This is a genomic window from Pseudoalteromonas nanhaiensis (genome assembly GCF_051235485.1).
In the GTDB taxonomy this organism is placed as follows: Bacteria; Pseudomonadota; Gammaproteobacteria; order Enterobacterales; family Alteromonadaceae; genus Pseudoalteromonas; species Pseudoalteromonas lipolytica_C.
The window spans coordinates 361,474-373,651 of record NZ_JBPNYQ010000002.1 but is presented as its reverse complement, the minus strand read 5'-3'; the positions used below and the strand labels follow the sequence as shown (position 1 = coordinate 373,651).

Here is a 12,178-nt window from a genome sequence, read left to right as displayed (position 1 = left end):
GTGGCTGGGATACCAGGATTTGAACCTGGGAATGGCAGGATCAAAACCTGCTGCCTTACCGCTTGGCGATATCCCAACAAAAGCTTGATAGTTTTAGTTCTTATCAAGAACATGGTGCGGAAGGAGAGACTTGAACTCTCACAACCGAAGTTACTGGAACCTAAATCCAGCGCGTCTACCAATTCCGCCACTCCCGCATCATTCGTACTAAAAGTACTGGTAGTTATTTTAAACTCTTCATTGAGCAACAAGAAAGAATGGTGGCTAAGACGGGATTTGAACCTGTGACCCCATCATTATGAGTGATGTGCTCTAACCAACTGAGCTACTTAGCCATCTTTTTTGTTAGCACTTCATCGCTGAGTGCGGGGCGTATTATGCTGATATGACCTAAATCCGTCAACACCTTTTTTGCAAAAAAACGCTTATCAGTGTTTGTTTGCATTAAAATTAAGCTAAGTGGCTAAATTTCATTTGAATTGCTGTTTTTTTGACTGCTATTTACCAATTTAAAACTGCAATGTGTTTTGTAACTGTTTTAATACTGATTTTAAGCTGCTTGATTTTCAAACAAAAATCAAGCAACAAAAATAGATAATTTCTTTTTATAGGATGTTTGCTTGTTAAAAACAACAAAAGAACTTATTTCTTAAAGTGATTGCAGCTAAAAGAGCACTCGATTTCGATCTTTGTTTCTTTAAGTAAAGACGTGGTTTGGTAGTAAATCAACTAACAGCGGAACAATCCAGCACTAAAAAACCTTAATCCTCTGTCAAATTATGTTTGGCTGTATCGGCGCTAATACCAATTTGCCAAGTTCGTGATAAGCGTCCATTGCTTGGAATAGACGGTTAAATCTAGCAAATAGCTAGGAGTGCCAAATGATATGGTGGTTAGTAGCAAGTTTAAAAGATGATAAGCAATAAAAAAGGCTCGTAGTAACGAGCCTTTTAAAATTTTATCAGCGAAGCTGCTTATACATTGAATAAGAAGTTCATTACATCGCCGTCTTTAACAATGTACTCTTTACCTTCTTGGCGCATTTTACCTGCTTCTTTTGCACCGCTTTCACCTTTGTACTCGATATAATCATCAAAAGCGATAGTTTGTGCTCGGATGAAGCCACGCTCAAAGTCAGTGTGAATTTTACCTGCAGCTTGAGGCGCAGTTGCACCTACTGGAATTGTCCATGCACGTACTTCTTTTACACCAGCGGTGAAGTAAGTTTGTAATTTAAGTAACTCGTAACCACCACGGATCACTAAGTTAAGACCAGGCTCTTCTAAACCTAGGTCAGCCATAAACTCTAACTTGTCTTCTTCTTCAAGCTCAGACAGTTCAGATTCGATAGCCGCACAAACTGGGATCACAACGGCATCTTCTGCAGCAGCGATTTCACGAACTTTGTCTAGGTATGGATTATTTTCAAAACCATCTTCAGCAACGTTTGCAATGTACATAGTCGGTTTAATCGTTAAGAAGTTAAGTGGCTTAATTGCTGCTTTTTCTTCTTTTGTTAACTCTAATGAACGAAGAGTTAAACCTTCATCAAGGTGTGCTTTTACCTTTTCAAGTACTGCATTTTGCTCTTTAGCGTCTTTATCGCCGCCTTTTGCCTTTTTAGCGTTACGAACAAGTGCTTTATCGGCACTATCCATATCGGCTAATACTAACTCAGTATTAATAACATCAATATCATCTGCAGGGTCAATAGTGCCTGCTACGTGTACGATGTTCTCATCTTCAAAGCAACGAACAACATGGCCAATCGCGTCAGTTTCACGAATGTTTGCAAGGAACTGATTACCTAAACCTTCACCTTTAGATGCGCCTTTTACTAGACCTGCAATATCAACGAATTCCATCGTTGTTGGTAAAATACGCTGAGGATTTACAATAGCAGCTAACGCATTTAAGCGTGCATCAGGAACCGGAACCACGCCAGTGTTTGGCTCAATGGTACAGAAAGGGAAGTTAGCGGCTTCAATACCCGCTTTAGTTAGTGCATTAAATAGTGTTGATTTACCAACATTTGGCAAACCAACGATGCCACATTTAAAACCCATAGTAAGATACCTTGTGTAATTTCAAATAAACGATTTAAGGTTTAAATGAATGTAGTCTGTTTTGTGCTTTTAACACACCATCTTTTGCAAGAATTTCCATACAACGAACTGCTTCGTCAACTGCGGCATCCATTTTTTCTTGGTCTTCTTTCGCGGCTTTACCCAGTACCCAGCCCGTAACCATTTCACGGTGACCAGGATGACCAATGCCAATACGAAGGCGCATGAAATCTTTTTGGTTTGCCATTTTCGCGATAATGTCTTTTAAACCATTGTGGCCGCCATGACCGCCACCTTTTTTTAGTTTAGCAATCCCGGGTTCGAGATCCATTTCGTCATGTGCGACGAGGATATTTTCGACAGGAACTTTAAAGAAATTAGCGAGACTACTCACCGCCTTACCGCTTAAGTTCATATAAGTAGTAGGGATCAGTAATTTAAATTCTTGGCCTTGAATGATCACTTTGCCTGTTAGGCCATGATATTTAGGATCGTGTTTGAGTGTGCAGTTATAACGTGCAGCAAGTTCTTCGATGAACCAGGCACCTGCATTATGGCGTGTGTTTGCGTATTCGGGGCCTGGATTAGCCAGGCCCACAAGCATTTGAATAGAATTCAAGGTGTTGACACCTTAAAAATTATTCTGCAGCGTCTTCTGAAGCTTCGTCTTCAGCAGGAGCAGCTTTGTTAGCTTTAACAGTAACAATTGACTGGTCGTGGTCTGCGCCTTTAGCTAGCTCAACAGATGTAACACCTGCTGGTAGTTTAAGGTCAGAAAGGTGGATTGAATCACCAGCTACTAAGCCTGCAACGTCAACTTCAACGAACTCAGGAAGTGACTTAGGAAGACACGTGATTTCGATTTCAGTTAATTGGTGAACAACAGTGTTACCTGCTTTAGTTACTTTCTCTTCACCGATGAAGTGTACTGGCACTTTAGTGTGAAGTTTGTGAGAAGCATCTACACGTTGGAAGTCTAAGTGAGTGATCTTAGGCTTGAATGGGTGACGTTGAATATCTTTAAGGATAGCTTCAACTGACTCGCCACCGATGTTTAAAGTAAGGATGTGCGTGTAGAAACCTTCGTCTTCTTGCGCTTTGATCATATCTTTGTGTGCAAGAACGATAGATGCAGCTTCTTTGTCAGCACCGTAAAGGATTGCAGGAACTTTATCTTCACGGCGTAGGCGGCGGCTCGCACCAGTACCTGTTTCTGTACGTAATTCTGCATTGTATGTATAAGTTGACATAATGTCTCCAATAATTAATAGTCTTAGGGCCTTTGCGACCAAGGTCCCCAGCCAAAAGGCGCGCTATCATACCACCCCTTTCGGGGAAAATAAATAACGACTACAAAAAAAGCACCTAGACGGTGCTTTTTGAATATCTTCGCGTTGTTGATTAGTGTTCAAACATCGCTGAGATAGATTCTTCATTGCTGATACGACGAATTGTTTCAGCAAGCATATCTGCAAGCGTAAGCACTTTGATTTTATCAATTGCTTTAAGCTCATCAGATAATGTAATTGAGTCAGTTACAATCACTTCGTCAATTACTGAGTTACGGATGTTTTCAGCGGCATTACCTGAAAGCACAGGGTGAGTTGCATACGCAAATACACGTTTAGCACCATGCTCTTTAAGAGCAGCAGCGGCTTTACATAATGTACCACCGGTATCGATCATGTCATCAACGATGATACAGTCGCGGCCTTCAACGTCACCAATAATGTGCATTACTTGTGAAACGTTTGCTTGTGGGCGGCGCTTGTCGATAATAGCTAGGTCAGTGTCATTTAATAGCTTCGCAATAGCACGAGCACGAACAACACCACCGATATCTGGAGAAACAACAACAACGTCATCGAAGTCGCGTTCTTTCATATCTTCTAATAGCACTGGGCTACCGAATACGTTATCAACTGGTACGTCGAAGAAACCTTGAATTTGTTCAGCGTGTAAATCAACCGTCAATACGCGGTCAACACCAACACTAGAAAGGAAGTCTGCAACAACTTTAGCAGTAATTGGCACACGAGCAGAGCGCACACGGCGGTCTTGACGTGAATAACCAAAGTATGGAATAACTGCTGTGATACGACCAGCAGATGCACGACGAAGGGCATCAACCATAACGATAAGCTCCATTAAGTTATCGTTAGTAGGGTTACAGGTTGATTGAATGATGAAAACGTCAGAACCACGAACATTTTCATTAATTTGAACACTGATCTCACCGTCACTAAAACGGCCAACAACAGCATCGCCTAATTCAATATACAAACGTTTTGCAACTTTTTGAGCTAGCTCAGGTGTTGCGTTACCAGCGAAGAGCTTCATGTCAGGCACGGTAGGGTTCCTCAGGCACTGAATTTTGGGACTAACAGGCTATGGTAGACACCAAAGCAGGTTAACATTTACTTGTACGTTACTTCATAGCAAAGTGAGCATTTAATGCTTTATGAGCAGGTGAAAGTGTAGCACTACTTGCAACAAAACCTGTCCATTTATCTGGTAACTGAGCTAAAACTTGTTGTGCTTGTGCCTGGGTTGAAAACTCAGCAAAGCAACAAGCGCCCGTACCAGTCATCTTTGACGGGGCGTATTTTAGCAACCACTGCAGGACTTTTTCAACCTCGGGGCAGAGCTTTTTAACCAAAGGCTCACAATCATTGCCTAAATTTTCCGTTTGCCAGTCTACTTTTAACTTGGGTGTGTCACGTTTTAAATCAGGATGGGTAAAAATTTTCGCGGTGCTGACATGCTCCCCAGGATGTATTACACAAAACCAACTTTGCGGTAATTCTACATTTTCTAGCTGCTCGCCAATACCATGAGCAATTGCTGTGTGGCCATTTATAAACACTGGTACATCGGCTCCAAGCGTCACCCCAAGTTTAGCTAATTCTTCGAGCGATAAATCGCACTCCCACAACTTATTGAGAGCAAGTAGGGTCGTAGCCGCATCGGATGAACCGCCACCAACACCACCGCCCATCGGTAAACGTTTTAATAGCTCGATAGTCGCACCTTGTTGGCAACCACAATGCTGCTGTAATAAACGAGCTGCCTTATATATAAGGTTGTCTGTTAAAGCAATGCCATTTGTATCGCCAATGACTGTGATATCGGGTTCATGGGTCACTGTAAATGTTAAGTCATCACCAAATTCTAAAAAGGTAAATAAGGTTTCAAGCTCATGGTAGCCATCATCGCGACGACCATTAATATGCAAAAATAGGTTTAGTTTAGCGGGTGCGATTAATGTGAAAGGGGGCTTTAAAATGTGTGTCATGATTAATGTAACTGCCAATCATTAAGTTGAATTTTAATACGAATATGTTGATTTTTTAAAGTCAGTTTTTCTGGCAACCAATAACCATCTTGCTTGCGGTAATTTGCATAGGTAATGTGCCATTGTTGACCATTCTCTGCTTGCCAAAGCAGTGTTTTTAAACGACCTTGTTCATCGAATGATGCTTGCTCATTCTGTGCAGTACCTTTTAGCCATTTTGCGGCATTATCTAATGGAATTGAAAAGCCTGTTAACCGGTAAAGTAGTCTAGATGCATCCTGATCTGTGTAGGTGTCGCCATCATACTCTAAAACAGCACCTTGAGGGTTTTGCTGTAACGACAGAATGCGTGTGCCAATAAAGCTAGTTAGAACCATGTCACTGTTGCGTTCATCATGTTGCCAATTTAAATTGGCTGATTGGCGTTGCTCGGTGCTGATAAACGCCATTTTACCTTGTACTTGCCACTGAGTCTGTTGGTCTAGGCGGGTTTTCCAATCAGGGTAAATGTAATCAACCGTTGAAATTTTTTGCGCACAACCGCTGATAAATAAAAAAAATATGAATAAAATCAAATATTGTTTAATCAAATGTCGTTCCTTACTTTCCATATTCCGCTGATTTTTGGTAAAATTAATGCCTTTACAGCTGGGCTTAGCAATATTTGGTACATATGACCATCGTAGCACTTGGTATAAATCACAAAACCGCATCCGTAGAATTACGCGAAAAAGTTGCGTTTTCGCCTGAGCAAATGTCTGAGGCGTTACAACAATTAAGTGGCCATGCGCATTTCAATGAAGCGGTCATTGTTTCGACCTGCAACCGAACTGAAATCTATTGTAGCCTTGCCGAGCGTAATTCCCAAACCTTGTTGCACTGGTTAGCCAGTTTCCACGGTTTGGATGAACAAGAACTGAGCAACAACATCTATTATCACGAAGGTACCGAAGCCATTAATCATTTAATGCGAGTATCTTGTGGTTTAGATTCGCTGGTGCTTGGTGAGCCACAAATTTTAGGGCAAATAAAACAAGCCTATCACAATGCAAAGACTCACGATGCAATCGGTGTGACATTCGATCGCTTGTTTCAAAAAACCTTTTCGGTAGCAAAGCAGGTTCGTACTGAAACCGATATCGGTGCCAGCGCTGTTTCGGTTGCCTACGCAGCGGTTAATTTAGCAAAGCACATATATGGCAAGTTAGATAAAACCAATGTACTGCTTATTGGTGCTGGTGAAACAATAGAGTTGGTTGCTAAACATTTGTACCAAAATAATCCGCAAAAAATTACTGTTGCCAACAGAACTATTGAACGTGCTAAGACCCTTGCCAGCGATGTCAACGCAGATGTGATTGCACTTGCCCAGCTACCTGAGCGCCTTCACGATGCGGATATCGTAATTAGTTCAACGGCTAGTACCTTACCTATTATTGGTAAAGGGGTGGTAGAGCAAGCGCTAAAAAAGCGTCGCCATAAACCAATGTTATTTATAGATATTGCAGTGCCACGCGATATCGAGAGTCAAGTAGGCGAATTAGATGCCGCCTATTTGTATTCAGTTGATGACTTACAAGCCATAGTAAGCGAGAATATCGCCGCCCGAGAGCAGGCTGCCGAACAAGCGCAAACCATTATTCGCTCTCGTACCGATGAATTTGCTATGTGGTTGCGTTCACTCGATTCGGTGGATTTGATTCGCCATTATCGCAACGATGTACAAGATATAAAGTCAGAACTTGTCGAAAAAGCCCTCAGTCAGCTGCAAGCAGGCAAAGAGGCAGAAAAAGTTATACTCGAGTTGGCAAATAAACTGACCAACCGCTTGATGCACGCACCTACCCGTGCCATTCAAGATGCTGCTAAAAAAGGTGAAGCAGCCGAGTTAAGCCAATTAAAGAAAATGTTAGGTATTGATCAGGAATAGTCGTTAAATGAAAGAGTCTGTTTATAGAAAATTAGAAACCTTAGTTGAGCGTTATGAGGAAGTGCAAGCGCTGCTAAGCGACCCCTCTGTGATCAGCGACCAAAATCGCTTTCGTGCCTTATCTAAAGAATACTCAGAATTAGAAGAAATCGTAAAAGCGTTTTTAGCCTATCAACAAGCGCAAGATGATGTTGCTACGGCTGAAGAGATGCTAAAAGACTCTGATCCTGACATGCGTGAAATGGCGCAAGAAGAATATAAAGAAGCAAAAGCACAAATTACCGAATTAGAAGACGAAATCCAAATTCTGATGTTACCAAAAGATCCGAAAGACAATAATAATGTCTATTTAGAGGTTCGTGCTGGTACCGGTGGTGATGAAGCTGCTATTTTCGCCGGTGATTTATTCCGTATGTACAGCCGCTACGCAGAAACTAAAAAGTGGAAAGTTGAAGTAGTAAGTACTAACGAAGGTGAACATGGCGGTTATAAAGAAGTCATCGCGCACATCTCTGGTGAAGGCGTGTATGGTCAGCTGAAGTTTGAATCGGGTGCTCACCGTGTTCAACGTGTACCAGAGACTGAATCGCAAGGTCGTGTTCATACATCTGCTTGTACCGTGGCAGTGATGGCTGAAATTCCTGAAGCAGAAGCAATTGAGATTAACCCTGCAGATATTAAAGTCGATACGTTCCGTGCATCGGGTGCTGGTGGTCAGCACGTAAATAAAACAGATTCAGCAATTCGTATTACTCACATTCCTACAGGTGTGGTTGTAGAGTGTCAGGATGAACGTTCACAGCATAAAAACCGTGCTAAAGCAATGTCTGTACTTGGTGCTCGTTTACAACAAGCTGAAGATGAAAAGCGTCAAGCGGCTGAGGCGTCAGAACGTCGTAACTTAGTGGGCAGTGGTGACCGCTCTGAGCGTATCCGTACTTACAACTACCCACAAGGTCGTATTACAGATCACCGCATTAACTTAACACTTTATCGTTTAAATGAAGTGGTTGCAGGTGATTTAGGCTGTGTCATTGAGCCACTAATGCAAGAACACCAAGCTGACTTACTTGCTGCGATGGGCGATGAATAATCGTGCCGCAAAGCATAGAACAAGCACTTGTTACTGCGACGGCGTTATTAACGCCTAGCAGTGACAGCGCCAAACTTGACGCGCAAGTATTGTTATTATCCATTCTTGATAAACCCCGCAGTTATTTATTCACTTGGCCAGAAAAACAACTTACCGAGCAGCAACAACTTGCTTTTGAACAAGCATGCCAGCGGCGCTTAAACGGCGAGCCAGTTGCTCATATTGTAGGCTTTCGTGAATTCTGGAGCCTTCCTTTAAAGGTCAATCCAACAACTTTGATCCCAAGACCTGATACCGAAACCTTAGTTGAATATGCTTTAGGTTTAGAATTACCAGCAAGTGCTAAGGTGCTTGATTTAGGCACAGGGACAGGGGCAATTGCCCTTGCGCTAGCCAGCGAAATGCCAACTTGGCAGGTTACTGGAGTCGATAGGGTCGCTGATGCAGTTGCACTAGCTGAAGAAAATAAACAACGACTAAACATTCACAATGCTCATTTTGCATTGAGTAATTGGTTTAGTGCAGTAAAAAAAGAAAAGTTTGACCTAATTGTCAGCAATCCGCCGTATATTGAACATGATGATGACCATTTGAGCCGTGGAGATGTGCGCTTTGAACCTTTATCTGCATTAGTCGCAGATGATGACGGGATGGCTGACATCAAACAAATAATTACTATGGCGCGTGACTATTTAGCAACAAATGGCTATCTTTTAATTGAACATGGCTACCAGCAACGGGCAAAAGTTCAAGATTTTTTTGCACAAATGTCGTATAGCCATATACTTACAATTAAAGATCTTGGCGGTAATGACCGTGTAACACTTGCACAATGGCCTAAATAATAACAAAAAGGCTTGTGCGTACATAGCCTTTGAGGATCCCTTATAATGGATGATTTTTTGTTTTCGGATGAAGCACTTGATGAAGTAAATGAAGTGCTCCAAGGTAGTTGGAAAGTCATCGTGGTTGATGATGAGCCAGAAGTACACGCCGTAACAAAGCTTGCGTTGAGTGACTTCGAATTTCAAGACAAGCGTCTTGAATTTATAAGTGCTTATTCTGGGGAAGAGGCAAAGCAAGTTATACAAGAGCATCCTGATGCGGCAATTGTGTTACTTGATGTTGTTATGGAAACGGATGATGCCGGCTTAAAGGTTGCTAAATTTATCCGTGAAACTGCTAAAAACAATCATATCCGAATCATCCTAAGAACGGGGCAACCGGGCCAAGCCCCAGAGCGACAAGTAATAGTCAATTTTGATATCAACGATTATAAGTCGAAAACAGAATTAACAGCACAAAAGCTGTTTACGGTAGTGATGTCGAGTTTACGGTCGTATCGAGACATTTTATCGATTGAGCAGTCACGCTTGGGTCTTGAAAAAATCATTAAAGCATCACGCGATATTTTTTCTACTCACTCACTTGAGAGCTTCATCGAAGGTGTAATGCAGCAGCTTACTTCTTTGCTCGGTACGGTTGACCAAGCAATGTATTCAACAAGTTTAGTGGCTAGTAACCCGCAGGATAACCAAAAGAAGCTAGTGGTGTTTTCGGGCAGTGGTGAGTTTGAACGCAGTGAGGGTAAGGCGATTGAAGATGTGCTTAATGATGAGCAACTGCAAGCCTGCCAACAAGCTTTAAAAGAAAAAACCATTGTTTATCGAGAAAACTACTTATTTGCCTATTGTTGCAGTGAGTTCAATCATAACTCAATGTTATTTATATCAGGTATTCCAAAACACCTTACCGACACACAGCGCCATCTAATCGAAATTTTTTCGCAAAATGTACAGTTAGCCTACGAAAATGTGCAACTACAATCAGAAATAGAAGCAACACAACAAGAGCTAGTGTTTAGGCTAAGCGAAGCACTCGAACAACGCTCAACAGAAACAGGCAACCACGTAAAACGTGTATCGCATATTTGTTATGAGCTGGCGATAGGCTATGGCTTAGACAAACGAGAAGCAGAGTTAATTCGCCTTGCAGCGCCACTTCATGATGTTGGTAAAGTAGGTATCCCAGATTCTATATTAAACAAACCTGGACCACTGACAGATGATGAATGGTCTGTGATGAAGCAGCATGCTGAAAAAGGCCATAGTATTTTGAAAGACTCTAAACGAGAAATTGTTAATGTTGGAGCTACTATTGCTTTATCGCATCACGAGCGTTGGGATGGTGCAGGGTATCCAAAAGGTTTAAAAGGGCAAGATATTCCTATAGCTGGCCGAATTGTTGCACTTGCAGATGTGTATGATGCACTTCGTCATAAGCGCTGCTATAAAGAGCCTTGGTCGCTTGATGATGTTATAAAAGAAATAAACGCACAAAAGGGTAAACAATTTGATCCCAAGTTGATTGATGTGTTTAATGAACGCGTTCAAGAATTAGAAGACGTACTAGTACGTTATCCAGATTAATTAAAACAAGTTTAGGGTCGTATGGATTATTTAGCAGTAAAGCATACTCACATGTTATTTGCCGTGTTGAGTATAGTATTATTTTATGTTCGCTCTTTTTCACGTTTAAAGACGGGCGCTTTAGCAAAAAATAAAGTGGTGTTTATTGGTAGTCATAGTATCGACACTTTATTGCTTGTATCAGCCGTTGCATTAATTGTTATGGCGGGCTTTAACCCTCTAGAGCAATCGTGGTTATTAGAAAAGATCATTCTAGTGATCCTTTACATTGTACTTGGCGTTGTTGCAGCAAAACAAAGCGCACAGGGTATGAAAGTCGCTTTACTTGCGATCACCACAGTCATCTTATTAGCAATTGGCTATTTAGCTTCTGCTAAAACAGCACTTCTTCTGTAAGAATCTCTAAGCGGTATTTTGATGGCGTGCGCCATCGTACCGCTTTTTTGTATCTCATCGCTCAGTATTGGTAACTTAGGTCAAAAGTAGGTAAACTAGCTGCTCTTTTTTGAAATAGATGTTGCAGTATAAATGACCATTCCTTGGTTTGAAGATCAAAATGAATCCTATCAAGATGAAGCCTTCGATGCATATTCATCTAAAGTGCTTTATCGTTGTATTGATGCTGAATTAAAGTGGGATCCGCAAGTAGATTTATCGGCTTGCTACGAGACACTAAATCAACTTGAAGACACGGTAGCTACTTTTTGTTCTGAAATAAAAGAGCCGCACGAACGTCTTGATAAATTACTCGATACGTTTTATCAACACTGGTTATTTAGTGTTTCTAGTTTAAAAGTCCCTGAATATACATTAAATAGTTTTCGCTATACGATTACTATGCGTAGTGGCACACAAACAACGTTGGCTATTTTACTTTGCCACTTAATACAGCATGCTGAACTTGACGCGAGTGTTACCTTGAGTCAAGGAGAAGTGCATGTACATGTAGGTATAAGTGATGAAGAGGGCTACTTAATTGAGCCTAGTACAGGCCAACAAAGTTGGTATATTACCCCAGAAAACGCGTGCGAAGAAAATGGTGATGAACAAGAGCCGCTGGAGCTAGTATTTGATGAAGAGCTATATAAGCTTTACCTAGCTCAACAAAAATGGTCGTTTATCAGCGAAAGTAAATTTGGTCATGCACTTCATTGTGTAGAGATGCTCATGGAATTATTAGGGGATGACCCTTATGAGCGTCGTGATCGGGGTTATCTTCTTAATCAGTTAGATTGCCCAAAAATGGCAAGAGATGATCTTCAGTATTTTGTGAATGAATGCCCAGATGATCCTGCTATTGAAATAATTCAGCACCAAATTGCTGAAATAGAAGACAATAATAATACACACCACTAATTTAAAGGA

General features: G+C 41.4%; 12 protein-coding genes and 3 tRNA genes. 6 read left to right on the top strand and 9 right to left on the bottom strand.

All coding sequences use genetic code 11. The features are described from left to right. Nucleotide 1: 1 nt before the first annotated feature. From ACSFVZ_RS03990 to lolB, 9 genes are all read right to left on the bottom strand, one after another. Nucleotides 2–76: transfer RNA gene (locus tag ACSFVZ_RS03990), tRNA-Gln, on the bottom strand. A gap of 36 nt (nucleotides 77–112) precedes the next feature. Further along, nucleotides 113–197, bottom strand: a tRNA-Leu gene (locus tag ACSFVZ_RS03985). A 61-nt stretch (nucleotides 198–258) separates the two neighbouring features. After that, a tRNA-Met gene (locus ACSFVZ_RS03980) sits at nucleotides 259–335 on the bottom strand. Nucleotides 336–974: 639 nt separating this feature from the next. Next, nucleotides 975–2,066 carry a redox-regulated ATPase YchF gene (gene ychF / locus ACSFVZ_RS03975; protein WP_135924135.1) on the bottom strand — a complete coding sequence of 364 codons (1,092 nt, stop codon included), beginning with the start codon at nucleotides 2,064–2,066 and terminating at the stop codon, nucleotides 975–977. A gap of 34 nt (nucleotides 2,067–2,100) precedes the next feature. Then, entirely contained in the window at nucleotides 2,101–2,685 is a 585-nt protein-coding gene (gene pth / locus ACSFVZ_RS03970; RefSeq protein WP_435558154.1) for an aminoacyl-tRNA hydrolase, read from the bottom strand. 19 nt (nucleotides 2,686–2,704) lie between these two features. Then, nucleotides 2,705–3,316: a 50S ribosomal protein L25/general stress protein Ctc gene (locus ACSFVZ_RS03965; protein WP_135924137.1), complete on the bottom strand. Its 612-nt coding sequence runs from the start codon at nucleotides 3,314–3,316 to the stop codon at nucleotides 2,705–2,707. A gap of 151 nt (nucleotides 3,317–3,467) precedes the next feature. Continuing rightward, entirely contained in the window at nucleotides 3,468–4,415 is a 948-nt protein-coding gene (locus ACSFVZ_RS03960) for a ribose-phosphate pyrophosphokinase (protein WP_135924138.1), read from the bottom strand. A 79-nt stretch (nucleotides 4,416–4,494) separates the two neighbouring features. Beyond that, the gene (gene ispE / locus ACSFVZ_RS03955; RefSeq protein ID WP_135924139.1) at nucleotides 4,495–5,361 is read right to left on the bottom strand and encodes a 4-(cytidine 5'-diphospho)-2-C-methyl-D-erythritol kinase; all 867 of its coding nucleotides are present in this window, start codon (nucleotides 5,359–5,361) and stop codon (nucleotides 4,495–4,497) included. A 2-nt stretch (nucleotides 5,362–5,363) separates the two neighbouring features. Further along, on the bottom strand, nucleotides 5,364–5,951 hold the full coding sequence (gene lolB / locus ACSFVZ_RS03950; RefSeq protein ID WP_135924140.1) for a lipoprotein insertase outer membrane protein LolB: 588 nt from the start codon (nucleotides 5,949–5,951) through the stop codon (nucleotides 5,364–5,366). Between the two features lie 83 nt (nucleotides 5,952–6,034). Here lolB and hemA point away from each other — a divergent pair, with 83 nt between their 5' ends. From hemA to ACSFVZ_RS03920, 6 genes are all read left to right on the top strand, one after another. Next, nucleotides 6,035–7,291, top strand: a complete 1,257-nt coding sequence (gene hemA, locus ACSFVZ_RS03945; RefSeq protein WP_171040414.1) for a glutamyl-tRNA reductase — start codon at nucleotides 6,035–6,037, stop codon at nucleotides 7,289–7,291. A gap of 7 nt (nucleotides 7,292–7,298) precedes the next feature. After that, nucleotides 7,299–8,384 (top strand): peptide chain release factor 1, encoded by a 1,086-nt coding sequence (prfA, locus tag ACSFVZ_RS03940; RefSeq protein ID WP_135924142.1) that lies wholly within the window; start codon nucleotides 7,299–7,301, stop codon nucleotides 8,382–8,384. 2 nt (nucleotides 8,385–8,386) lie between these two features. After that, entirely contained in the window at nucleotides 8,387–9,229 is an 843-nt protein-coding gene (gene prmC / locus ACSFVZ_RS03935) for a peptide chain release factor N(5)-glutamine methyltransferase (RefSeq protein ID WP_199525828.1), read from the top strand. Nucleotides 9,230–9,274: 45 nt separating this feature from the next. After that, on the top strand, nucleotides 9,275–10,813 hold the full coding sequence (locus ACSFVZ_RS03930) for a DUF3369 domain-containing protein (RefSeq protein WP_135924144.1): 1,539 nt from the start codon (nucleotides 9,275–9,277) through the stop codon (nucleotides 10,811–10,813). Between the two features lie 21 nt (nucleotides 10,814–10,834). Continuing rightward, the gene (locus ACSFVZ_RS03925; RefSeq protein WP_135924145.1) at nucleotides 10,835–11,209 is read left to right on the top strand and encodes a SirB2 family protein; all 375 of its coding nucleotides are present in this window, start codon (nucleotides 10,835–10,837) and stop codon (nucleotides 11,207–11,209) included. A 132-nt stretch (nucleotides 11,210–11,341) separates the two neighbouring features. After that, nucleotides 11,342–12,169: a tetratricopeptide repeat protein gene (locus tag ACSFVZ_RS03920; RefSeq protein ID WP_135924146.1), complete on the top strand. Its 828-nt coding sequence runs from the start codon at nucleotides 11,342–11,344 to the stop codon at nucleotides 12,167–12,169. Nucleotides 12,170–12,178: the final 9 nt, after the last annotated feature.